Annotated in this window: 23 protein-coding genes and 1 riboswitch; of the genes, 9 read left to right on the forward strand and 14 right to left on the reverse strand. The window is 56.4% G+C overall.

The genetic code is table 11. The annotated features are described in order from the left end of the window. Position 1: 1 nt before the first annotated feature. From CXF87_RS00330 to cobT, 11 genes are all read right to left on the reverse strand, one after another. Positions 2-772: an ABC transporter ATP-binding protein gene (locus CXF87_RS00330; RefSeq protein WP_101145006.1), complete on the reverse strand. Its 771-nt coding sequence runs from the start codon at positions 770-772 to the stop codon at positions 2-4. Beyond that, on the reverse strand, positions 772-1,752 hold the full coding sequence (locus CXF87_RS00335; RefSeq protein ID WP_101145007.1) for a FecCD family ABC transporter permease: 981 nt from the start codon (positions 1,750-1,752) through the stop codon (positions 772-774). Before CXF87_RS00335 ends, CXF87_RS00330 begins: the two co-directional genes overlap by 1 nt. Next, on the reverse strand, positions 1,752-2,675 hold the full coding sequence (locus CXF87_RS00340) for a cobalamin-binding protein (protein WP_198555966.1): 924 nt from the start codon (positions 2,673-2,675) through the stop codon (positions 1,752-1,754). Before CXF87_RS00340 ends, CXF87_RS00335 begins: the two co-directional genes overlap by 1 nt. Next, positions 2,656-4,494 carry a TonB-dependent receptor domain-containing protein gene (locus CXF87_RS00345; RefSeq protein WP_101145008.1) on the reverse strand — a complete coding sequence of 613 codons (1,839 nt, stop codon included), beginning with the start codon at positions 4,492-4,494 and terminating at the stop codon, positions 2,656-2,658. Before CXF87_RS00345 ends, CXF87_RS00340 begins: the two co-directional genes overlap by 20 nt. 143 nt (positions 4,495-4,637) lie before the next feature. Then, positions 4,638-4,873: riboswitch (cobalamin riboswitch) on the reverse strand. A gap of 67 nt (positions 4,874-4,940) precedes the next feature. After that, positions 4,941-5,366, reverse strand: coding sequence for a bifunctional adenosylcobinamide kinase/adenosylcobinamide-phosphate guanylyltransferase (locus tag CXF87_RS00350; RefSeq protein WP_101145009.1), 426 nt, complete (start codon positions 5,364-5,366; stop codon positions 4,941-4,943). Next, on the reverse strand, positions 5,318-5,971 hold the full coding sequence (locus CXF87_RS00355) for a histidine phosphatase family protein (RefSeq protein ID WP_101145010.1): 654 nt from the start codon (positions 5,969-5,971) through the stop codon (positions 5,318-5,320). The genes CXF87_RS00350 and CXF87_RS00355 overlap by 49 nt, the downstream gene beginning before the upstream one ends. Continuing rightward, positions 5,908-6,678 (reverse strand): adenosylcobinamide-GDP ribazoletransferase, encoded by a 771-nt coding sequence (gene cobS, locus CXF87_RS00360; RefSeq protein ID WP_101145011.1) that lies wholly within the window; start codon positions 6,676-6,678, stop codon positions 5,908-5,910. Before cobS ends, CXF87_RS00355 begins: the two co-directional genes overlap by 64 nt. A 16-nt stretch (positions 6,679-6,694) precedes the next feature. Beyond that, positions 6,695-7,246 carry a bifunctional adenosylcobinamide kinase/adenosylcobinamide-phosphate guanylyltransferase gene (locus CXF87_RS00365; RefSeq protein ID WP_101145012.1) on the reverse strand — a complete coding sequence of 184 codons (552 nt, stop codon included), beginning with the start codon at positions 7,244-7,246 and terminating at the stop codon, positions 6,695-6,697. Continuing rightward, complete coding sequence (cobD, locus tag CXF87_RS00370) at positions 7,230-8,333, reverse strand: threonine-phosphate decarboxylase CobD (RefSeq protein WP_101145013.1); 1,104 nt, start codon at positions 8,331-8,333, stop codon at positions 7,230-7,232. Before cobD ends, CXF87_RS00365 begins: the two co-directional genes overlap by 17 nt. After that, a complete protein-coding gene (cbiB, locus tag CXF87_RS00375; protein WP_101145014.1) occupies positions 8,330-9,334 on the reverse strand; it encodes an adenosylcobinamide-phosphate synthase CbiB in 1,005 nt (334 codons plus the stop codon). Before cbiB ends, cobD begins: the two co-directional genes overlap by 4 nt. After that, on the reverse strand, positions 9,331-10,380 hold the full coding sequence (gene cobT / locus CXF87_RS00380) for a nicotinate-nucleotide--dimethylbenzimidazole phosphoribosyltransferase (RefSeq protein WP_101145015.1): 1,050 nt from the start codon (positions 10,378-10,380) through the stop codon (positions 9,331-9,333). Before cobT ends, cbiB begins: the two co-directional genes overlap by 4 nt. A 280-nt stretch (positions 10,381-10,660) precedes the next feature. Between cobT and edd the strand changes: the two genes are divergently transcribed. The 4 genes from edd to CXF87_RS00400 all read left to right on the forward strand — a co-directional run bounded on the left by edd (position 10,661) and on the right by CXF87_RS00400 (position 15,471). After that, positions 10,661-12,553 (forward strand): phosphogluconate dehydratase, encoded by a 1,893-nt coding sequence (gene edd, locus CXF87_RS00385; protein WP_101145016.1) that lies wholly within the window; start codon positions 10,661-10,663, stop codon positions 12,551-12,553. After that, a complete protein-coding gene (gene glk / locus CXF87_RS00390; protein WP_101145017.1) occupies positions 12,550-13,518 on the forward strand; it encodes a glucokinase in 969 nt (322 codons plus the stop codon). Before edd ends, glk begins: the two co-directional genes overlap by 4 nt. Positions 13,519-13,573: 55 nt before the next feature. Then, positions 13,574-14,443, forward strand: coding sequence for an aldo/keto reductase (locus tag CXF87_RS00395; RefSeq protein ID WP_101145018.1), 870 nt, complete (start codon positions 13,574-13,576; stop codon positions 14,441-14,443). Positions 14,444-14,508: 65 nt separating this feature from the next. Continuing rightward, positions 14,509-15,471 carry a carbohydrate kinase family protein gene (locus CXF87_RS00400; protein ID WP_101145019.1) on the forward strand — a complete coding sequence of 321 codons (963 nt, stop codon included), beginning with the start codon at positions 14,509-14,511 and terminating at the stop codon, positions 15,469-15,471. A gap of 99 nt (positions 15,472-15,570) precedes the next feature. Here the strand turns inward: CXF87_RS00400 and CXF87_RS00405 are convergent, their stop codons facing one another. Further along, a complete protein-coding gene (locus tag CXF87_RS00405) occupies positions 15,571-16,242 on the reverse strand; it encodes an inorganic diphosphatase (protein WP_232774458.1) in 672 nt (223 codons plus the stop codon). Between the two features lie 311 nt (positions 16,243-16,553). Between CXF87_RS00405 and CXF87_RS00410 the strand changes: the two genes are divergently transcribed. The 5 genes from CXF87_RS00410 to CXF87_RS00430 are packed head-to-tail and all read left to right on the forward strand — an operon-like array spanning position 16,554 to position 21,002. Continuing rightward, a complete protein-coding gene (locus CXF87_RS00410) occupies positions 16,554-17,273 on the forward strand; it encodes a FadR/GntR family transcriptional regulator (protein WP_008956973.1) in 720 nt (239 codons plus the stop codon). A gap of 42 nt (positions 17,274-17,315) precedes the next feature. Next, positions 17,316-18,464: a galactonate dehydratase gene (dgoD, locus tag CXF87_RS00415; protein WP_101145021.1), complete on the forward strand. Its 1,149-nt coding sequence runs from the start codon at positions 17,316-17,318 to the stop codon at positions 18,462-18,464. 3 nt (positions 18,465-18,467) lie between these two features. Continuing rightward, entirely contained in the window at positions 18,468-19,454 is a 987-nt protein-coding gene (locus CXF87_RS00420; protein ID WP_101145022.1) for a 2-dehydro-3-deoxygalactonokinase, read from the forward strand. 30 nt (positions 19,455-19,484) lie between these two features. Then, positions 19,485-20,087, forward strand: a complete 603-nt coding sequence (locus CXF87_RS00425) for a 2-dehydro-3-deoxy-6-phosphogalactonate aldolase (protein ID WP_101145023.1) — start codon at positions 19,485-19,487, stop codon at positions 20,085-20,087. 18 nt (positions 20,088-20,105) lie between these two features. Beyond that, positions 20,106-21,002: an SMP-30/gluconolactonase/LRE family protein gene (locus tag CXF87_RS00430; protein ID WP_101145024.1), complete on the forward strand. Its 897-nt coding sequence runs from the start codon at positions 20,106-20,108 to the stop codon at positions 21,000-21,002. Positions 21,003-21,161: 159 nt separating this feature from the next. Here the strand turns inward: CXF87_RS00430 and CXF87_RS00435 are convergent, their stop codons facing one another. Both CXF87_RS00435 and CXF87_RS00440 read right to left on the reverse strand, forming a co-directional pair. Continuing rightward, positions 21,162-22,757: a solute:sodium symporter family transporter gene (locus CXF87_RS00435; RefSeq protein ID WP_008956978.1), complete on the reverse strand. Its 1,596-nt coding sequence runs from the start codon at positions 22,755-22,757 to the stop codon at positions 21,162-21,164. 260 nt (positions 22,758-23,017) lie between these two features. Next, positions 23,018-23,680, reverse strand: a complete 663-nt coding sequence (locus tag CXF87_RS00440) for a bifunctional 4-hydroxy-2-oxoglutarate aldolase/2-dehydro-3-deoxy-phosphogluconate aldolase (RefSeq protein ID WP_008956979.1) — start codon at positions 23,678-23,680, stop codon at positions 23,018-23,020. Between the last annotated feature and the right edge of the window lie 8 nt (positions 23,681-23,688).

Consider the following 23,688-nt stretch of genomic DNA (forward strand, 5'->3'; position numbering starts at 1 on the left):
ATTAGCCCTTTATCGGCACAAACACCGGTGCCCCATCCACCTCTACCACCGCTAGCCGCTGGCGGTAGAGGCTTTCTAAAGCACTGGGCATCAGCATGCTATCCCGCGGGCCCCAGCACGCCTCTCCATTGGGGTAGAGCAGTAAAATATGGTCGCACCAGCGGGCAGCCAGGTTTAGGTCGTGTAAGCACATGATGACCGCCTGCCCCTGGGCAGCCTGCTCTGCCATCAGCGCCATGACGGCGCTCTGGTGGTGAAGATCAAGATGGTTGGTGGGCTCGTCGGCCAGCCACAGGTTGGGCGCCTGGGTCAGCACGGTGGCAATCGCTACCCGCTGGCGTTCGCCGCCGGAAAGCGTGCTGACTAAACGGTCATGCAGATGCGCCACATCTAATCGCTCAAGCGCAGCTTCGGCACGGGCGTAGTCATCGGCGCCCTCCATCTGCCACGGCGAGAGATAGGGATGACGGCCAATCAGCGCGGTTTCCAGCACGGTTGCGGGAAAGCCATCCTGGCGATCCTGAAACACCAACCCCAATCGCTGAGCAACATGGCGGCGGCGCAGTTGACTAAGCGCTAAATCGTTAAGCTGAACACTGCCTGAACGTGGCGCCTGCAGGCCAGCTAAGGTGTGTAATAGCGTCGTTTTACCCGCCCCGTTAGGCCCTAACACGCCCCACACCTGCCCTGGCTCGATGGTGATATTAAGCGGCGTACCACCTTCACGGCCAGGCACATCGATGATGAGATCGCGGGTAGCCAGTACGCTCATCAGCGGCTCCGGTAGAGCAGAAACAGGAAGGTAGGCACACCCAATAGCGCGGTGATTACTCCTACGGGCAACTGTTCCGGGGCAATCATCGTGCGCGCCAGGGTGTCGGCCAGCACTAATAACGTGCCGCCTGCCAGTGCACAGGCCGGTAGTATCAGCCGCTGATCATTGCCTAACAGCAGACGCAGCATATGCGGCACCACTAAACCGACAAAACCAATGCTACCAGCCGTGGTGACTGCAGCGGCGGTTAGTAAACTAGCGGCAACGTAGATACACCACTCAAGCGGCCGAACCGCAACGCCCAGTGCGGCGGCTTGCTGTGGGCCACGGGCCAGCACATTCAAGCTACGCCCAAGCGGAATCAGCACCACGCAGGTGGCCAGTAACAGCAGTAACGGCGGCCAAGGCGTGCGCGCATAGGAGAGATCGCCCATCAGCCAGTAGAGCATACCCGGCAGGCGTTCGGCAGGGCTCATCGCCAGCATTAGGGTAATCACCGCGCCCCACCCCGCTGCGACCACCACGCCGGTAAGCAGCAGCCGCGAAGGTGTCCAGCCGCCGCTGCCGTGGGCCAAGCCAAAGACTAAAAACGTCGATAGCAGTGCGCCGCCAAATGCCGAACCAGAAATCACCAGCCCGCCTAACCCACCGAGCATGGCAGCCAGTGCACCAATGGAAGCGCCGCCGGAAAGGCCCAGCACGTATGGGTCCGCAAGAGGGTTACGCAGCAGCACCTGCATTAGTGCACCGGCTACCGCCAACAAACCACCTACGGCAAACGCCGATAACGCTCTGGGTAAGCGCAGCTCCATCACCATGGTTCGCGCCAGTGCATCGTCCTGCATTCTGTTGCCCATCAAAACCTGCCAAATTTCAGCCGGTGAAATCTGCGCGCTGCCGACGCCAATGGCGATGATTAGCGAAGCCAGCGCCGCTAGTAATAGCAGGCTAAGCGGGAGACCCAGGCGCGCTAGCATTAGCTGCGCTCACGTTTTTGGCGGGCGATGTCAAGCTTTTCACACAGGAGTTGTGTGCCCTCCATCAGGCGCGGCGTGGGCCGCTGAATCAGTGAAGGCGGCACAAAGAAAAGGTTATCTTCCGCAACCGCTTTCAAGTTGGCGTACTGCTCCCAATGCGTCAGCCAGTGGCGGTTCTCTTCGCCCATGCCACCCGCCACGATCGCTTCAGGGTTGGCTGCCAACACAGCTTCATCGTCGATACGCGGCACAAGGCGCGTTTGCTCGCCAAACACATTCTTACCGCCACAAATCTCAACCACCTGGCCGATAAGGTGCTGGTCGTTAACACTCATTAATGGCTCATCCCACACTTGGTAGAACGTGGCTACCGGCTCGCGGTCTCGATAGCGGTCTTCCAAGGCATTCATGGTAGTACGGAAATTATCGGCCACCGCCTGCCCGGCCGCTTCCGTTCCGGCCAGCCGCGCCAAGCGCTCGATGGCGCTGGCCACGCCGTCCATATCGCGAGGCTCTATATAGAACACCGGCATGCCCAAGGCTTCGAGGGTTTCAAGCTGCTCAGCGGGGTTGCCGGTTACCCAGCCAATCACTAAATCCGGCGCCAGGCCCACCAGCTTTTCTAAATCAATTCGGGTATGGCTGCCCACAGACGCCACTTGCTTGGCTTCCGGCGGATAGTCGCTATACGAGACGACGGCGACTACCTGACCGCCCGCGCCAGCCGCATAGGTCAGCTCGGTTGCGCCAGGCGAGAGCGTGGCAATTCGCTGAGCAGCATTGTGAAGGCAGACTTCTCGGTCACGATCATCCACTGCGCAGCGTGAGTGATCGTTGGCATACGACACAGACGCCATTAGCAACAGCGCGAGGCCCAAGGCCCCGCGCGCTAAATCACTCTTTTTATTGACCAAAGTGAACACTCAAGAATCCTGCTCGGCCAGCGTTGATGTAGTCGCTCGTCGTTTCATACTCTTTATCAAAGGCATTTTCTACCGTAACACGCGCCGTCCAGAGCGGCGCAAACGCCCATCCAGCCCGAAGATTCACTAGGCCATAACCCCCAAGACGCTCTTCATTGTTAGCATCTTCGTAACGGTGATTCTGGGCAACAAATGAACCGCCCAACGACCAGTCGCCCAGGTCACGGTCGATATCAAGGCGCAGACTTTCGCTGGCACGCCGGTGGAGACGGTTACCGGTATCACGATTTTCAGGGTTGGTATAGGTAAATGCCGCTTGAATTGTCCATGAATCCAGATCAATTCCGCTAGCCAGTTCAGCTCCACGGATACGGGCGTTATCGACGTTTTGAGGGGTATCGACAAAATCATCCCCGCTGGTATCGACGTTGATAATCAAGTTATCGAAATCAGATTGATAGAGAGCTAAATCCCAGTACCAGTGCTTGTACTGTGCCCGCACACCCACCTCACCTGTTGCAGAACTCTCCGGCTCAAGCTCGGGATTGCTAAATCCCGGATAGTAAAGATGGTTGAAAGTAGGAGCTTTGAAAGCAGTGCCAAAGCTTGCCCTTAGCATGTGAATACCATCCAATGCGTAGCCTGCCGCCAAGCTACCGGTCAATTCATCGCCATAGGCTTCGTTATCATCAAGGCGAAAACTAGCTTGTAGCGTTAATGGAGAAAAGTCTAATAGCCCTTGGGCAAATACTGCCCGGTTATCCCGCTCTTCTTCAGCATAAGTTCCAAAACCAGTGTCACTGTCTGCGATGCTGTCATTTTGATACTCTGCACCAGCAATGAGCTCGTGAGTACCAGCAGTAAAGGTATTCTCCCATCGTGCAGTTCGCACTTTAGTGTTAAATACTGAATCACCAAAATCATCATAATTATCGCTTTGATCGAGTGATTCGCTAAGCGTTAAACGACTGCGCCAGGTATCGGTAACCGGCAACTCACCGTAAATACCCGCCACCTGCTGGACGAAATCATTCTCTCCGCCATCATATTCGTTGTTACCGCGAGCGCGCAGCGCCAGCACACCCACCTCAGCACCGCTTTCAAAGGTATGCGCAACACGGGCCAGCGCAGAAGTGTTGTCGTAGCCTTTGTCTTCACCACCCCGTCGAATGGGCTGGCCGTCGGTATTGAAATGACTACCGGCAAAGCTGTAACGCGTGCCTCCCTCGCGTCCCGAAACGCCTGCGCTTAACCGCTGGGTATTGAATGAACCACCGCCGACGGAGATTCTCGGTTGCGGGCCCTCTTCGTCACCATCAGGCGTAAAAAGCTGAATAACACCGCCGACCGCATCTGCACCGTAAAGGCTACCCCGTGGGCCGCGAACGATTTCAGCGCGGTCAAACATGCGCGGATCAAGGTATGACCAAGCAGCCCCACCGCTGGTAACGGAACGCAATCTAATACCATCAATTAAGAGAACATTTTGGCTACTACCAGTGCCACGAATAAAGACGCTGCTGTTTTTACCAAAGCTGCCATTACTAGAGACATCAACACCAGGTTGTCCACGCAACAGGTCGGTAATGCTTACTGGGTCTTGGCGGCGAAAAGTGGCCTCATCCAGCACAGTAACGGAAGAGAGGCTTTCGTTGGCGGTGCGGGGCGCTAACGCAGCAGTCACAACGACGGGATCTAGCACGGCTAATTCGGTCGTCGCTTCAGAATATTGGGCCTGGGCAGAAAAGGAGATGGCTAGCGGTAACGCAGCCATACAAAACGCCGCCCGTTTGGCGGAGGTGTGAAAACGGTGGTTCATGTGAGACCCCTTGCTCGTCGTGCTCACCCGCACAACGCAGTTTTTTGACCGAGCGCAGGGCAAAACAAGGGAGTAACGATAGCGTTGCGCTACCGTTCACTGCCCTAAGAACGCCCTCCGCGTCTCGGCATGGTTGGTTCAGTTAGAACCATTACTCTCGGGCCGGTCTCCGGGCTGACGAGCGAAAGGCGTCTCTAGCAAGAGCAGAGCCACGCTTTTCCGAACGACCACCTTCCCGTGCGTAAGCACAGTGGCGTTTTAGCCGTTCTTATCTCGATCACCGTTGCGGGGGCAGCGTTGGAATCGCGCGAGGCGTTCACCAACTTCCCGTTTCACTAGCGGCTTTTCAGCCGCCAGCACCTGAGAGTGGGCGTAAACTAGCAACTTGCCAAAGGGAGGTCAATTGAATTGGAGCGGGGTATCACGCACAGGAAAGCCGCCAGTGGCTACTTGAGCGCCATCACCAACCCATGGCGCACATACCACACCTGTTCAGCTTGGGCGGTGGCGTCTTGGGTGAACCAGCCATTGAGATCACGCAGGCGCCGCTGCCCTGGTTCCATGGGCACAACCCCACGGCCGACGTCGGTGGCGATCATGATTAACGCCGCGTTTAACTCGTCGGCGCGCTGGCAAAGCTGGATCATATCGCGCTGCCACTGCTGGCGCAGGGCATCGTTATCATCACGTTCAAGAGCAGCACCTAGCCACTCAAGCACGCCAGTGATAATCAGCGGCGTATTGGCGACTAGCGCTTGCTGGCTAACGATGAAAGGCTGCGCAGCATCAAGCAGCCACCACTGCGCTTCGGGAAAGCGAGCGATTACGGCGTCGCGTTTGCCAGCGCAGGCACCGCCGATGAAGAGCTGCATTGCCATTCCCCTTTGCCATGTTCGTCTTTTTGATAAATAAGCTGCCAGCGCCTGCCTTGCGCTTGAAGCACGGTACCGTCCCAGAAATGGATCGTCTCAAAGCGGCGACGTAGCTCACGGATCACGCCGCCGTGGGTGACAGCCAAGACTTTTTTGTGGCCATCGGCAAGAGAGTTGGTCGCCAAATCATAAAGCCAGTCATCAAGACGCTCGCGCAGTTGAGCCGCCGATTCGCCCCCAGGAATTTGCAGCTCGCCCACGCTATCAATCCAGGCACGGTAGTGCGGCAAGTCTTTTAGCTCGTCGTAAACCTTGCCTTCGTACTCGCCAAAATCGAGTTCCCGCAGGCGTGGTTCAAGAGTGAGTGGCACGCCAGCCTTTGTGACTTCTGTCCACGCCAGGGTTTGTTGGCAGCGGTTAAGGTCGCTTGAGTAGATAGCATCAAACCGCTCATCCACCAACGCGTCGCGCAGTGCTAGAAGCCCAACTTCAGCGTCAGGAAGCAGCAGCGGAATATCGCGCTGGCCTTGATAACGACGCTCTAAATTCCAAGCGGTGATACCGTGGCGAACTGCCACCAGCTCCACAGTAAGATCAGTAGCCAAAGCTCTCCCCCTTCGATGGTGGCGCCTACCGTATCGCCGTTAATTCCGTTAAACAGTCGCAACATTAGCCAGCGGATTAGTAACACAAAAACAGTGACCGTTAGCACCATCAACACTATCGCGGGCGCTAGCAATGCCATCAGCACGATCGGCACCAATGCAAGCGCCACATCCTGGCCGCTAAGCGACTGCTGCCAGCTCCAGGCCAAGCCCTTCTGTTGTGCGCAGGGAGTCAGCACCAGTAACGCCACGCCTGCCCAGCGCCCTAGCGCGGGGACTGCTAATAGCCACCACCAGGGTGCGTGATAAGCCAGCAATGCCCACAGCATCATAGCCTTCCAGGCAAGCAGAAACACCAGCGCCAACATACCAAAGCTGCCGATTTGCGGGTCTTTCATGATTTCCCAACGACGCGCCAGGGGCTGATTACTACCCAGCGCATCGGCGATATCCATAACGCCGTCTAAATGCAGCCCGCCCGAAATAGCCACCCAAATGCTTAGCAATGTCAGCGCGGTGATCGGCGCGGGAACGTTTTGCATCCCCAGCGCCACTAGCGCTAGCACAGTGCCAATCAACAGCCCCACTAACGGATAGGCGCGTACTGCCCAGCGTCGGGTATCAGGTGTCCAGGGAACGGCTATTGGAATTGGGACGCGAGTAAGGAACTGCAGCGCAAGCAGAAGACCGAACAGGGCATTTCTCAAATCGACAGCTCCTTCATTAACAAAATGCCTTTGCGGACTTCCAATCAATGACGCACCCCGCCACCACTTCTATTACCGAGTCCGCCTCTGCCGCTAGCCAGCGGTGAACGCGCTGAAGAAACGCCAGATAGCGCCAGGTTTCAGCATCCGAGGGCGGCAGCGCTTCGTTGATATCATTGGAGACAATCACTAGATAGAGGCTACGTGCTCGGGCATCGGCAAGTGCGCTTGCTAGCAGCGCCAAGCCCTCCTCTTCGCTCAGCTCACTGGCGTACAGCACCTGGCTGGCCCAGAGCGTTAAGCAATCCAGCAGCACGGCACTACCACTTGGCACCTTAGCCAGCGCTTGATCAATGGCAAGTGGCTCTTCCAGTGTTTTCCACTGAGCGCTCTGCCACTCCTCTTGTCTGGATTGACGATGACGGGCTACGCGCGCGGCCATTTCGGCGTCGTATACGTCTGCGGTGGCTAAGTAGTAACAGGGCGAACTGCCCGCTGCATTCACAACCTGCTGCTCGGCAACATCGCTTTTACCAGAACGCGCACCACCGCTAACGAAGACAATCATTCAGCACCTTTACCAAGCGTCGATTGGCGGGCTCGTCGCGTAGCGCCACTCGCAGCCATTCGCCATTAAGCCCGGCAAAATTATGCGTATGGCGCACCAGTACGCCCCGGCGCAACAGGCGCTCAAACAGCACGTCGCTAGTGATGCCGCTTGCACGCTGTTCGGCCCCCGGGCGGAGCAGGAAAAAGCACGCTTGGCTGGGCACCACTTGTAGCCCCAATTGAGCGAGCGCTTGTGTCATGCGTGGGTGCTCACTGACCAACCACCGCTGAGTGCGTCGGGTAAAGGCATCATCCGCCAGCAGCGGCGCTACCAATTCTGCCGCTAAGTGATTAACGCTCCAGGGCGGTTGATGGGTCTGTGCCGCTTGAACCGTGGCCGCATCTGCTAGTAGGTAGCCCAGCCGGAGCCCCGGCAGGGTATAAAATTTGGTCATAGAATGGAGCAAGATCAGATGCGGATAGCGCGCCAATAACGTTGCCAGCGAAGCCTCTTCTTGATTGTTACCCACCATATTGATAAAGGCTTCATCGACCACCACGCGGCAATTCAGAGCAGCGGTGTGCTCCAGCAAGACCACCATGGTCGAGAAGTCGATTAGCGTTGCAGTAGGATTATTCGGGCGACATAGAAACAGCACATCGGTATCGCTTAACGCAGCTATCAGCGCATCAATATCCAGACTGAAATCCAGTGGGGACAGCGGAATCTCGCTAATCGACAGCCAGTGGGCATGACAGGCGCGGGCATACTCGCCAAAGCTTGGGGTCAGTATAGCGGCTCGCTTACCCGCATGTAACGCAGCGGTCAGAAAGATGGCCTCGGCACCGCCGTTGGTTAACAGCACCTGTTCGGGCTGAAGCTGGTGGTGGGCGGAGATGGCCTGACGAGCAGCGGAATAATCGGGCGCGGGGTAGCGTTCAAGACCTGTCAGTTGTTTTGCTAACCAATCGCGAACCCACGCCGGAGGCCCCAAGGGATTGAGGTTGGCGCTAAAGTCGTCCAGGCGATGATCGGCGGGCAACCCAAAGTGGGCTAATAGTGCCTCGGCCTGGCCACCGTGGCTGGGCCATATTAATTTGCTCATAATAGCCCCTGAAAAATGAATAGTAGCCCCATTATCACGACCACTGACAGCAACATAAATAGCATCCAGGCGCCGTGCATCAAACGGACAGTAGCGCCGATATGAGCAACACTCAGCGTCTCAAGCGGCTCGCCCAGGGTCGCACGGTGGGAAGCCACGCCTTTATAGAAGTTGGTGCCGCCCAACTGTACACCCAGCAGCCTCGCTACCATGGCTTCCGGCCAACCAGCGTTCGGGCTGGGATGGCGAGGCGCATCCCGGCACGTGCCACGTAGCGCACCTTTCCAGCGTAACGTTAAAACAGTAAAAGTGCTCAGCAGCAGGCCAGCGAGCCATAGACACAGCGCGGTTAAGCGTGCGGGTACCCAGTTGGCCACATCGTCCAGCTTCGCGGAGGCAAAACCAAAATCAGCATAACGCTGGTTTTTATAGCCGACCATCGAATCCAGAGTATTTACCGCCTTATACGCCAGCGCTAGCGGTGCCCCGCCAATAAGAGCAAAAAACAGCGGCGCAGTGATGCCGTCCACGGTGTTTTCAGCCACGGTTTCCACAGTGCCCCGGGTGATTTCCGCTTCATCCAAGCGATGGGTGTCGCGGCCCACAATCATGCCCAGCGCTTGGCGTGCGGCGGGCAAATCGCCCTTGGTTAGCGGTTCTACCACCGCGCGGGCCGCATCGCCCAATCCTTTGATCGCCAGTGTCGTAGAGAGCAGCCAGAGTTCGGCGACCAAAGCCAACCCAGGGTGCAACTGCGTTAACACTGCTAGCAGCAGCCAGCTGATACTCCATACGCCACCTACCACGATGAGCGTCAGCAGGAAGCCGCACACTCTACGCTGCTGCGCAGTCCCGCGATTCCAAAGCTGTTCAAAACGACTGATAAACCGCCCGATCAGCACCACCGGGTGTGGCAGTGAGCGCGGATCGCCGATGAGCAAATCAATTATGATCGCTAAGATGATCAGCACAATACCGCCAAAAGTGGCGCCTGGGATCATGGTGATGCCTTATCGCTAACACCGGCATTTGCGAAAGTGGCCATTTCCGCCATCATCGCTGTGGCCGCCTGCAGCAAGGGGTACGCCAGCGCCGCGCCGCTGCCCTCGCCTAGCCGCATGCCCATATCCAGCAGCGGCTTGGCGTCTAGTGCACGTAACGCAACATCGTGCCCCGGCTCTTGGGAACGATGGCCAAAAATCAAATAGCCGCGCACTGCGGGACACATCCGGCAGGCGGTGAGTGCGGCGACGGTGGCGATGAAGCCATCCACAATCGCAGGCAACCGATGCGCTGCTGCAGCTAAATACGCGCCGGTCATGGCGGCGATCTCCAGCCCGCCCAGCTTGGTCAACACCTCTAAGGGTGCCTGTGAATCAGCATTGCGCGCCGCGATGGCACGCTCAATGACGGCCACTTTATGGGTTAGCTGCTGTGGGTCAATGCCCGTGCCAGCGCCCACTAGGCTTGCTACCGGCTCGCCGGTTAACACTGCTAACATGGCGCTGCTGGCGGTGGTGTTGGCAATACCCATCTCCCCGACTATAAGGCACTTTGCCCCCGCCTTTATTGCCCGCTCTACCGCCACCACGCCTGCATTAATGGCCTCTGCTGCCTGCTCAGGCTGCATCGCATCTTCTATCGCCATGTTGGCGGTACCGCGGGATACCTTGGCATTCACCACACCAGCTGCCGTGATATCGCTCGCCACGCCGACATCCACCACTTCAACACGCGCGCCAATCTGCCGGGCAAACACGTTAACCGCCGCGCCGCCCTGGGCAAAGTTAGCCACCATCTGAGCAGTCACCGCTTGCGGAAAGGCTGAAACACCCTCCGCGGCAACGCCATGATCGGCGGCAAACACAATCACGGCCGGCGGTATTACGCTGGGCTTCAGTTCGCCAGTGATAGCGCTAAGCTGAATGGCTAACGCCTCTAGGTCACCTAAGCTGCCTGGCGGCTTGGTTAACGTATCCAAGTAGCGACGCGCTTGCTCACCTGCATGAAAATTAACTGGCTGGATGTCGTCAAGAATCGCGTGCATGCAGGCTCCGGCTTGGTGAGTAGACAAGAAATATTAAACGTAGCGCGCAAAAGGGTAGCAAAAGCCTGAGTGCTATACTTGCTATTTCACTGGTGGCTCTACCAAGCTGTTGGGGTTCTTTGGATTCATCCGCGCATTTGCGGGAAAAATTCGACGCCCCATATTCGGGTAATAAAACTACAATTGTGGTTTTTATTGCCGTAAAGTCTCTTATATCGACACTAAAAAATGTAAAATAACTACATGTGTTACACACCGTCTTTATCATGCAGAGGTCCCTATGCCGAGCTCAACACCTGCCACTCTAAACCCCACCGTTGCTGAGGTTACCCAGCGCATCCGTGAGCGCTCCAAGCACCGGCGTGCTCTCTATGAATCTCATATGGCTGACCAGCATAAGCAAGGCGTACATCGCGGTGAACTTTCCTGTGGGAACCTAGCGCACGGCTTTGCAGGTTGCGACGTGCCTACCGATAAGGGCCGACTGAAGTTAACCAATAGCGCCAACTTGGGCATCATATCGTCCTATAACGATATGCTTTCAGCCCACCGGCCATTTGAAGACTATCCTGCCGCTATTAAAGAAGCCGCACGCGGCATGGGCTCAACCGCTCAGTTTGCCGGGGGTGTGCCCGCCATGTGCGACGGTGTTACCCAAGGGCAACCGGGCATGGAGCTATCGCTTTTCTCCCGTGATGTGATCGCCATGGCAACCGCGGTTGCGCTTTCCCATAATATGTTTGATGCAGCGCTGTATTTAGGTATCTGCGATAAAATCGTGCCAGGTCTCTTTATTGGTGCCGCACGCTTTGGCCATCTACCCGCCATTTTTGTCCCCGGCGGCCCCATGACAACGGGCCTACCTAACGATGAGAAGGCTAGAGTGCGTCAGCTTTATGCAGAAGGCAAAGTAGGTCGCGATGAGCTTTTAGAAGCCGAATCACAGTCGTATCACAGCCCTGGCACCTGCACCTTCTACGGCACTGCCAACTCCAACCAGCTGATGATGGAGATGATGGGGCTACACCTGCCCGGCGCCTCTTTTGTTAACCCAGGTACTCCGCTGCGCGAAGCACTTACTCGTTACGCCACTGAACAAGCGATTCGCAATACCGAGCAAAGCGGCAATTACCGTCCGTTCTACAAGCAGATTGACGAACGTGCGATCGTTAACGCTATCGTAGGGTTGCTGGCCTCCGGCGGGTCTACCAACCATACCCTGCACTTGGTTGCCATGGCGGCTGCGGCGGGCATTACCATTAACTGGGATGACTTCACGGACCTCTCCGCCGTGGTGCCCAGCATGACCCGTATCTACCCCAATGGCCAAGCGGATGTTAACCACTTCCAGGCTGCTGGTGGTATGAGCCTGCTGATTCGTGAGCTACTTGGTGCTGGGCTTATCCATGCGGATATCGCTACCGTCTTTGGCACCGATATGATGGCCTACACTCAGGAGCCTTTCCTTGAAGAGGGCAAGCTCACGTGGAAAGAAGGCCCTACGTCCAGCCATGATTCAGACGTTCTGCGTCCGGTTAGTAATCCCTTCTCGCCCACCGGCGGGCTTACCGTGCTTGACGGCAACCTCGGCCGCGGCGTGATTAAAATCTCGGCAGTAAAACAGGATCATCGCGTCATCGAAGCGCCGGTACAGCTGTTTGATGATCAAAATCAGGTAAAAGCGGCGTTTGAATCCGGCCAGCTTGATCGTGATGTGATTGTGGTGGTGCGCTTTCAGGGGCCCAAAGCCAACGGCATGCCTGAACTACACAAGCTCACTCCGTTCTTGGGTGTGCTTCAAGACCGCGGCTATAAAGTTGCCCTGGTAACGGACGGACGTATGTCTGGGGCGTCGGGTAAGGTTCCGGCCGCTATCCACGTAACACCAGAGGCCGTTGACCGTGGGCCGCTTTCGAAACTTCAGGATGGTGATATCGTTCGCCTGGATGCCGACAGCGGCGAGCTAAACGTATTGATAGACGCCGCAAAATTCAATGCCCGTCCGTGCGCCGAAGCCAATCTGGAACACAACCACTTTGGCATGGGCCGTGAGCTCTTTGGCGGCTTCCGCCACTTGGCCACCAAGGCCGAAGAGGGAGCGGGCGTGTTTGGTGGTTTTGAGGCAGAAGTACTAGCGCGGGAGCTGGAAAAAATCGAGCAGGAGGACCAATGAGCCGACCGGCCCTCATTGGCGACATAGGTGGCACCAATGCACGCCTGGCGTTAGTCACGCCAGGCGAGATCACGCCGCACGATATTGTGAATCTTCCCTGCGCTGACTACCCCGGCGTTATTGAAGCGGTGCAGGATTATTTACAGCGTGTCGGTGCTACCGGCGATAAAGCACCTCAAGAGGCGTGCTTAGCCTTTGCTTGCCCCGTTCACGCTGAGCGGGTCAAGATGACCAATAACCACTGGGAATTTTTAAAAAGCGAGGTTCAGCAAGCGCTGAACCTCGCTGTTTTTAAAGTCATTAACGACTTCACCGCCCAGGCGCTGGGTGTGCCTCATGTCGCTGCCAGTGAATTGGTTGAAGTCCAGCCGGGCAAGTCACAAGCGCACGCCACACGTCTTGTCATCGGGCCTGGCACGGGGCTAGGCGTTGCCGGGGTATTCCCCGGCCAACGCGCCTGGATTCCACTGCCTACTGAAGGCGGCCATGTCACCTTCGCGCCCACGGATGATACCGAGCGAGCGATTGTGGATGTGTTTAAACAGCGTCGTACACGTATCAGTGTAGAGCGGGTCTTATGCGGCCAGGGTTTGTTAGAACTTTATCAAGCCTACTGCACGTTTGAAGGTGCTGAACCACGCTTAGCTAGCCCGGCGGATGTCACAAAAGCCGCTAATGAAGGCGATACCCTCGCCACTGCCGCCCTGCTGCGTTTTCTAAAAATTCTGGGCGATGTATGCGGCGACGCCACGTTGACCATGGGCGCAAGGGGCGGTGTTTATCTGTGTGGGGGCATTCTGCCGCGCCTGCTCGATTGGTTACCCAAAAGTGAACTGCGCGCCGCTTTCGTCAATAAAGGACGCATGGGTGCTTATAATGCCGATATCCCCATTTGGGTGGTTACCGCCCCATGGACAGGCTTATTAGGCGCCGCTGAGGCACTGCATAACGAAGAGGTTTTTTAATAACATTTCTAGCACCTCTAACAACACTCCTAACAACACCAATACGGAACCTGCTATGCCCGCCGCCATTTTTGATGTGCCGTTTTTACTCGGCATGATGCGCCTGCACGAAACACCCGCCATGCACGAACCTGAGGGATTGGCGGACTGGATCGAAGCGCACCTGGAACAGGGCCTTAATTGGTTTGACCATGCGGACATTTACGGCAACGGCCAAGGCGAGACGCTTTTTGGCGCCGCACTGCGGGCGCGCCCTGCCCTGGCTCAGCGGGTCAATGTCGTCACCAAAGCGAGCATCGCCAACGACAACCCTGCACCCGGTTCGGGTAAGGTAAAGCACTACAACGCCAGCCCTGCTTATCTTCATAGTGCCATTGATGCCTCACTTGCGCGTTTGAATGTCGAACGTCTCGACCATTTTCTGATTCACCGCCCTGATCTTCTGATGAATGCGGAAGTGACCGGCCGGGCGCTGGACGATGCCATAGAAGCAGGCAAAATTAGCGCTGCGGGGATTTCCAACCATTTGCCCAGCCAGTGGCGGCGCTTGCAGGGCGCCATGCATCACCGCTTATCAGCTAACCAAATCGAGCTCTCGATTGCCCACACAACGCCGCTGTTTGACGGTAGCTTTGATGACCTCTGTGCCGATGGCCACACGCCCATGGCGTGGTCACCTTTGGCAGGTGGGCAGTTGATGCAAGGCGCCGTTGGCGAATGTTTGGATAAGTGGGCAACAGAGCTTGATAGCACCCCTAGTGCTTTAGCGCTGGCATGGCTGCGCAGTCTTCCTAACTCGCCAGTACCGGTCATTGGCAGCGTTAAACCTGAGCGAATCAACGACATGCTCAAAGGCCCTGCCACGCTACCTCGGGAAGCCTGGTATGAATTGCTAGAAGCCGCCCGCGGCCACTGCGTGGCATAAGGCTATTTGTATAAAACGACGCGGTACAAAACAACTATTACGTTAATTACACTAAGGAGCCACTGATGACGCCAATCATCGCCTTTGGGGAAGCACTGGTGGATATGCTCTCCAGCCGTCTAGGGGCGGCAACGGATGCACAGGAAACCTTTACGCCCTACGCCGGTGGTGCTCCCGCTAATGTGGCGGTCGCCTGCGCTCGTTTAGGCGTACCCAGCCAGTTTCTAGGCATGGTGGGCGACGATACGTTTGGGCACTTCATCGTGCGCGAACTCAACAGTCACGGCGTCGACACCAGCGGCGTGGTATTTACCCGAGAAGCCCGCACAGCGCTGGCGTTTGTTTCCCGGGATGACGTGGGCGAGCGCACTTTTGATTTTTATCGCCCACCCGCGGCTGATCTGCTTTATCGTCTTGAGCACCTACCCCACGGTGTCTTTGAGAACCCCGCTATTTTACACCTGTGTAGCAACAGCCTGACTGACCCTGAGATTGCCGATGTCACCTTGGCAATGGCCACCATGGCCAAACGGGCAGGTTGCCTGGTCAGCGTAGACGCCAACCTGCGTCACAATTTATGGCCCGGTGGCGAAGCGGATGCCAGCTTAGTCACGCAGCTGCTAGACGGCGCTGAGCTGCTCAAGCTCTCCCAGGAAGAGCTCGACTACTTGCGTGCCGACCACCCTGCGGAGTCGTGGCTTTCAGAGCGGCTAGCGGCAGGGGTAAAAGTTATCTTAATCACCGACGGCCCCAACGATGTCGTACTCAAAGGCGTCGGTATCGACCAGCGCATCACACCACCCAAGGTTGAAGCAGTCGATACCACCGCGGGTGGCGACGCTTTCATTGGCGGGCTGCTGGCGGAACTCTCGGCCCACGGCATCAATGAGAACTGGCACAACGATGCCGACTTTCTTCGTCGCGCAGTGGATACCGCCTGCCACTGCGGTGCCCACGCGGTCACTCGGCCAGGTGCCTACGCAGCGCTGCCAACGTATAGGGATATCGAGGCGATCCGGAACACTTAACACTGGCCAGTAAGGTTGGCTTGTTTGATCAGCGAGTTTGGTGACCGCCAGAGCGGTCACCAATGTTAGTTGGGCATGTCAATTACTGTGATTTGAATACTATTGCATCGCTGCGAAGTTTTCAGCTGCGGCTTCTAGCACCGCCCTTGCCGATTCTGCATCGTCAAATCCAAGCCCTTCCATCCCGCCATCAGGCCCTTTGTAATTGGCAAACCATAGATCAATGATCTGACTGACACCTGGGTACTCGCTATCCAACTGCGCCATGCTTTCAATGTGTGCAAAAGGTGAATCCTGGGTGAGAACGGCAATTAGCTTGTCATCTTGCTCGCCGCCATCCAGCATTTTCAGTACACCGATCACGTTCACGTCGACAATTTCACCACGAGGAACGGCTTGACCCAAAACGATCACGTCGAGCGGATCCCCATCACCGCCCAACTCTTTTGGCAGAGCCGTGCCTGGAATAGCGCCATAATTACCGGGATACCCCAGATAACTCACCACGCGCGGCTCACCGTCTTTATATTCCCAATAAACCGCTTTGGGATCATCTTTACTGACTTCCCATTTCGCCGATGTACCCGTTGGTATTTCAACAATAGCCCTTACCGAGCCATCTGCATTGATGGCATCCATAGTCATCAAGTCGTCATCACCTACAATTGTGAACTCATCTGCTGCGTTCATGTTTTGGGCAATGGGCGTAGTGTCAGAAAACGCCAATCCGCCTAGCACCTCAGCCTGAGCAGCAGACGCTAAAGCCGTCATACACGCGACACCTGTGAGTAATAGTTTTTTCCGCATCATGTTCTCCATTGGTTATTGAGATACGTTAGCGAGGAGAAATGACGGAGTAATGACAGTCTGAAGTTGGCATTTCTTACTTTTCAAAATTGGATGCTACGCCACGGCATCCCCACGAGTCGTTAGTCACTGGCCCACATCTGTTGCAAACCGGTGTGGGCTTTTTTGATTGGGTAAGGCGTCACCGGCTATCTAAAGACTCTTATGGCATGACTTGTTTAAATGTCAGACATTTACTAGACTAAGATTCATCCAATAAAAAATAAGAGATAAACATGACGCTGGACGCTCTACCGCCCCACCAGGGGGGCGCTGAACAGTTAGCGCGCCTACTCGCCCAGGCGCTGCTGACAGGCCATTGGCAGCCGGGTGCTACCTTCCCCCGCGAGCTTGATATCAGCAAACACTTTGCGGTGAGCCGCAATCAGGTGCGCAATGCGCTAACCAGCCTCTCCGCGGCAGGGCTACTGGAACGTACGGCGGGTAGGGGCACGCTGGTGCGAGAAATGGGCGACTGGCACCTGCTTGACCCGCTGATGAGCGAGTGGATGACCGGCCTGGTCAATCTTGACCCTCAGCTGGTACGGGCTATTTACGCCTTTCGTTTTTCTGCCGAACCAGTAGTCGCCGGGCTCGCCGCCCAGGCCGCTGAAGCTGAAGACCTCGAACGCTTGGAGCGCGCCTTTGCGGGTATGGAAAACACCGCAGGCAGCGTTGATGCGCGCGATGAGCATGCGGAATACGACGTTGCCTTTCACGATGCCACCTATCGCGCTAGTCACAATTTAGTCTGGCGACAAATGGGGCATTTACTGCGCCCATCTATCATGGCGTTGATTCATGGCTCTCAACACCGTACTGACACCTTGGACGACAGCCTCGCCCGCCATCGTCAAGTACTTGACGCTATTCGCCATCGCGATGCCAGCGCTGCAGAAACCGCCGCCAGAGAAGTGCTGCGCCGCACCGCCATTGACCTTGGCATTGTTAGCTAACATTACTCACTAAATATTTCCTATCCAAAAGGATGACCGGACATGAAAATTACCAAGCTCAAGACCTGGCAAGTTCCTCCGCGCTGGCTGTTTCTCAAAATCGAGACTGACGAAGGCTGCTACGGTTGGGGCGAGCCGGTGATTGAAGGCCGCGCCGCAACCGTTGAAGCCGCCGTGCACGAGCTTTCCGACTACCTAATCGGCCAGGACCCGCACCGAATCGAACACCTCTGGAACATCATGTATCGCGCCGGATTCTACCGCGGTGGCCCTATTCTGATGAGTGCGATTGCCGGTATTGACCAGGCGCTATGGGACCTTAAAGGTCGCGACCTGGGTGTGCCCGTTCACCAGCTGTTAGGCGGTGCCGTGCGCGACAAAATGCGTATGTACGCATGGACCGGCGGCGATCGACCAAGCGACGTGGGCGCTGGCGCCAAAGCGCTGGTCGAAAAAGGCTTTACGGCTTTCAAAATGAACGGCACCCCCGAGATGCAGATCGTCGACTCCCATCGCAAGATTGATGAAGCAGTAGCACGAGTCGCGGAAGCGCGAAACGCCGTGGGCCCGGATGTTGGCATTGGGATCGACTTTCATGGCCGTGTGCATCGGCCAATGGCCAAAGCACTGCTGCGCGAGCTGGAGCCTTTTCACCCGATGTTCGTGGAAGAGCCGGTCGCCCCGGAGCACTTGCCTTGCCTGAAGGATATTGCCGGTGGCCTGGGTTACCCGCTAGCCACCGGGGAACGGCTGCACACCCGCTTTCAGTTCCGCGACCTACTGGCCGACGGCATGATCGACATTATTCAGCCCGACATTTCCCACTGCGGCGGGATCAGCGAGGGGCTAAAGATCAACGCCCTGGCATCGGCCTACGATGTCGCCCTGGCACCCCATTGCCCGCTCGGTCCGTTAACGCTGGCCGCATCGCTACAGCTGGATGCAGTCAGCCACAACGCCTTTATTCAAGAGCAGAGCATGGGCATCCACTACAACCAGGGCAACGACGTTCTCGACTACTTGGTCGATAAATCGCCGCTCGCCATTGAAGACGGTTTCTGCGCCATTCCCCAAGGCCCAGGGCTTGGCGTCGAGATCAACGAAGAGTTCGTTGAGGAGCGCGCCAAAGTGGGGCACCGCTGGCGTAACCCGGTTTGGACGCATGAAGACGGTTCAATTGCGGAGTGGTAAGCCATGGAATCAAGCGCGATGCGTGAAACGACTGAAATAGCATATCAGTTGGCCTGGATTGCCGTGGACTGGGGCTCTAGCAACCTGCGCGCCTGGGGTCTGGATCAACACGACCAGGTAATTGCCCAAGCCAGCAGCGACAAGGGCATGCTATCGCTTAAAGCCGATGAGTATGCAGCCGAGCTGCTACGGTTAGTGGGTGATTGGCTGCCTGCCTCCGGCCAGACGGATGTGATGGTTTGTGGGATGGCGGGCGCCCGTCAGGGCTGGCTGGAAGCCGCCTACCTGCCCGTGCCAACGCGGCTCGATCAACTCAGCCAGGGTGCGGTGACGCCAACGCTTACGGGCAGCCAGCTGCACGTTTATCTGCTGCCTGGTTTAAGCCAAACCCGCAGCGCGACAAAACACTTTGACGTGATGCGCGGCGAAGAGACCCAGCTGGCGGGTCTGGTCGCCGATACGCCTGACTTTTCAGGCCTCGCTTGTCTGCCCGGCACGCACGCCAAATGGGCTACCCTGGAAGCAGGCGCCGTCACCCAGTTCACTACCTATCTGACAGGTGAGCTTTATCAGCTCTTGGCACGCCAATCGGTTTTGCAGCACTCCATCGGCAGTGATGACTTGAATGATGCGGCCTGTCGTGACGCCTTTGTGACAGCGGTCAGCGAAAGCTATGAAGCGCCCGAAACCTTTAGCAGCCGTCTGTTCGGCCTGCGTGCGCAAGATTTACTCGATGGTCGACTACCTATCGGCAAAATGCGAGGGGCCATACTGGCGGCCAGGCTCTCCGGGCTCGCTATCGGCCTTGAACTCGCTGGCGCCTGCCGTGAGCCGTCAAGCCAAGCGCCCATCACGCTAATCGGTAACCAAGCCCTTTGTCAGCGCTATACGTTAGCCCTCAATGCAATCGGTTTTCAGACACGGCATGTGGATGGCGATGAGGCCGTGCTAGCAGGCCTTCGGCTTGCTCATCATGCATTGAAGGCTTAATGCTGCTCACTATTAACGGAGAAATTACCCATGTCGCTGCCACTGATTGGTATTTTGCGCGGTGTAACGCCTGATGAGGCCGTGGATATCGCGGAAGCGGTGCTAGCCGCGGGCATCACCCAAATTGAGGTGCCGCTTAACTCACCCAACCCACTAGATAGCATTCGTCGCTTGGTAGACGCATTTGGCGAGCGTGCAGTGATTGGTGCAGGTACGGTGCTCACGCCAGCTCAAGTACGCGATGTTCACGCCGCTGGGGGACGCTTGATCGTTTCGCCCAACTGTCGGCCAGCGGTGATTGAAGAAACCCACCGGCTGGGTATGGCGAGTTGGCCGGGGATTGTCACGCCCTCTGAAGCCTTTGATGCGCTGGACGCTGGCGCAACCGGGCTTAAACTCTTCCCCGCGGTACAGGTAAGCTTAGAAGGCATGAAAGCGGTACGTGCAGTGCTACCGGCAGGCACACTGCTCTATGCCGTGGGTGGCGTTGGGGTCGATAATTTCGCTGAGTGGCGCGCCGCTGGCGTTGACGGTGCAGGCCTGGGCAGTGCGCTATACAAACCCGGCCAAAGCGCTGCTCAGGTACGGCAACAAGCGCAAGCCCTTGTTGATGCTTGGTCAGCGGGAGAATAATAAGGAGAGCAAACAACAATGAATACAGACATCAGTGTTTCAACGTGGCAGGCCGAGTTAGCGGTTGATAGCCGCTGCACACTGGGGGAAGGCCCGCAGTGGGATGCTATTAATCAGCGCCTTTATTGGTGCGATATTCTCGGAAAGCGATTGCACTGGCTCTCCCCCGCTACCGGGGAAAGCGGCCACTATCAGCTTGATCATATGGTCTCGCTGGCCACGCCGCTTGAAGGCGGCGGGCTGCTGTTAGTCGGTGAAGATCGCTTATGCAGGTTCGATTCCAATAACGGTAGCGTAGAAGCGTTTTGTGATTTCGAGGCCGATAACCCGATCACGCGTAGCAATGATGCCCGTGTCGATTGCCATGGCAGTCTGTGGCTTTCCACCATGGGCAAGAAGGCCGAAAAAGGCGCGGGCAGCCTTTACCGCCTACATCGTGGCGAGCTCACACGGTTACGCTCAGGCTTAACGATTCCTAACGCTATTTGCTTCTCAGCCGATGGCTGTTTTGCTTGGTTTACCGATACGGTGACGGGCGTGGTGATGCGCTGGGCGCTCAATAATGAAGGTTGGCCAGAAGGCGAACCGCAGCCCTGGGCGGACTTCTCCTCTACCCTAGGTAACCCCGACGGCGCGGTAGTCGATGGCGAAGGCTGTCTTTGGCTAGCACTGTGGGGTGCGGGACAAGTTGTGCGCCTGAATCATGACGGAAAAGTGATAGGCCGTGTCAAGCTGCCGGTCAGCCAACCTTCCTGTTCAGCGTTTGCAGGTCCCGACCTAAAAACGCTCTATATCACCACGGCCCAAGAGGGATTTAGCGCTGAGCAGCTAGCCCAAGAGCCAACGGCAGGTTCGCTTTATGTGGTCGAACTCGATATTGCTGGGCTAGCTGAGCCGCCGCTGCGCCTAGAGTAGATTCCCTGTCATTGCAAGCTCACTCACTGTCATTGCAAGCTCACTCACTGTCATTGCGAGCGAAGCGAAGCAATCTCGGGGTATCTGCCACCGGAAGTTGAGATTGCCGCGTCGCTGCGCTCCTCGCAACGACGCGGCCTCGTTCCCGACAATCCCAGCTTAACCAGCAAAGCTTATATACATAACGATCACTAATACGACCAACACGATGCCAGCAGGCACGGCGCCTTTCCAGGGGGTTAGGTCGACGTCGCCGCTGTGCTCCTGAATCCAATCCGTTTCACGCGGGCGAAGCTTGCCGATGATCAGCATCACCGCCACTAGTAACACAAATACCAGCGCCACGAAGTGGAACTCGTGCATGACCTGCGGCAGCAGCGTGAACGGTGGCACAAAGTAACCGGCAGCAATCAATAAGCAACCGCCCACCAGAGCAATCTTGGCAGCCATAGGCGGAACACGCTTGGTCAGCAGGCCTACCAGCACCACCGCCAGAATTGGAATAAAGTAGATCGCGTTCATCTTCTGCAGGTAGCCAAACAGGCTTTCCTGGCCGGCCAGCAGCGGCGCAATGATCATGGTAATGATGGCCATGATCCAGCCAAACACCTTGCCTGATTTAACCACCTGCTCTTCGGTAGCTTCTTTATTCAGCACACCTTTATAGATGCCCAGGCTGAAAATCGTGGTGGTGCTGTTAAGCGCCGAGTTAAACGACGACAGAATCGCACCCACCATCACTGCGGCAAAGAAACCGGTGAGGTAAGGGGGCAGTACGTTAAACACCAAATGGCCGTAGGCTTCATCGGCACGTACGCCCTGGTCAGCATAAAGATGGTAAGCAATGATGCCCGGCAGAACCAGGTACAGCGGCCCCAGCAGCTTGAAGAGACCGGTCAACAGAACGCCCTTCTGCCCTTCAGCAAGGTTTTTGGCCGCAAAAGTACGCTGGATAATCTGCTGGTTAGTGCTCCAGTAGAACAGGTTGATCAGGAATACGCCGGTAAACAGAGTGAAAAAAGGCACCTGCTGATCAGCGCCACCAATCGAATTCAGCTTATCCGGGTCGCTCTCTTTCAGGATGCTCCAACCTTCCATAATACCTGTGCCGCCACTCACGGCCTGCAGGCCGAAGTAGACAATCACAAAACCACCGATCAGCAGCCCGACGCCGTTAAGCGTGTCGGACACCGCTACCGTGCGCAGCCCGCCAAACAGCGCATACACCGAGCCGATAATGCCGACGATCCACACCGTTAACCAGAGCAGCGTCGAGGACGACTCAATGCCGGTTAATCCAGGAAGATCAAGCATTCCCTGCAACCCGATGGCGCCCGAATAGAGGATAATCGGCAGCAGAATCACCGCGTAGGCAATCAAGAAAATGATATTGGTGATTAGCTGTGTGGTTTTATCGAAACGTATTTCGAGTAACTGCGGTAACGTGGCAATGCCACTTTTCAAAAATCGCGGCAGGAAAAATAGCGCCAGCGCTACCAGCGCAATAACCGCTACCACTTCCCAGGCCATTACACTTAAACCATCGGCAAAGGCAGCCCCGTTCAACCCTACCATTTGCTCGGTAGAGAGGTTGGTCATCAATAGTGAGCCAGCAATCAGCGGAAAGGTTAGCGTGCGACCGGCGAGAAAGTAGCCGCTGGTGCTTGAGTGGTCATCGCGGCGCGTAATGCGCCAAGTAATGAAGGCGACAAGTCCTGTAAAGAACAGGAAAGACGCCAGGGTCAACGCGTGCATATTGACTTACCTCATCATCTTTATAAGTGGCACGCACGTTACGGTATGCGCGGATTAAAATGTCAGACATATTATTCAGTCATTTTAGACGAGCTGAATATAGCCCCGTTATACATCTTTGGTCTTAGTCGCTCCTTCAAAGCGCCAAGTGGACACAATCAGCGCATAAAAAAGCCCCGGCTCAGTTCTTAAACATGACGTTTAAAAACATAAACCAGGGCGGCTGCCAGCGCTGCTATCGATACGCAGCGGCAGCTTATTTAATGATGAAAACGCTCGGCTGATTGGCGTGCGAGTTCACGGATACCGTCCCAATCTTCCGCTTCCACCATTGCTTTAGGCGTCAACCATGAACCGCCGACACACATCACATTGGGCAACGATAAATAGTCATCGGCGTTATCAACAGTGATACCGCCAGTGGGACAAAAGCGTGCTTCAGGAATCGGCGCTCCAAACGCTTTGATCGCTTTAGCGCCACCGCTGGATTCCGCAGGGAAGAACTTAAACCGACGGTAGCCGTACTGCCAGCCAGTCATCAACTCAGAAACGGTTGAGACGCCTGGCAGCATAGGTACAGGGCTTTCAACGCCATAGCGATAGAGGGCATCGGTAGCACCGGGAGTTACCACAAAATCAGCGCCGACCTGCTCGGCTTGGCGGTACTGGGCCGGGGTTAATACCGTGCCCACGCCAATGCTGGCACCGGGCAGCGCTTCACGCATGCGTTTAACCGCTTCCAGAGCACAATCGGTACGTAGGGTGACTTCCAGTACGGTTAATCCTCCTTCCACCAGTGCGCGACCCAACGGGACAGCGTCTTCCAAGCGCTCAATAGTGATGACGGGAATCACTTCGGCTTTTAAGCAGATGCTATCAAGCTCGGCGGTACGTGTAGACGGTAACTGTTTATCGATAGTCATGAGTGAGT

This window comes from Halomonas sp. MES3-P3E (genome assembly GCF_002836035.1).
Taxonomy (GTDB): domain Bacteria; phylum Pseudomonadota; class Gammaproteobacteria; order Pseudomonadales; family Halomonadaceae; genus Vreelandella; species Vreelandella arctica.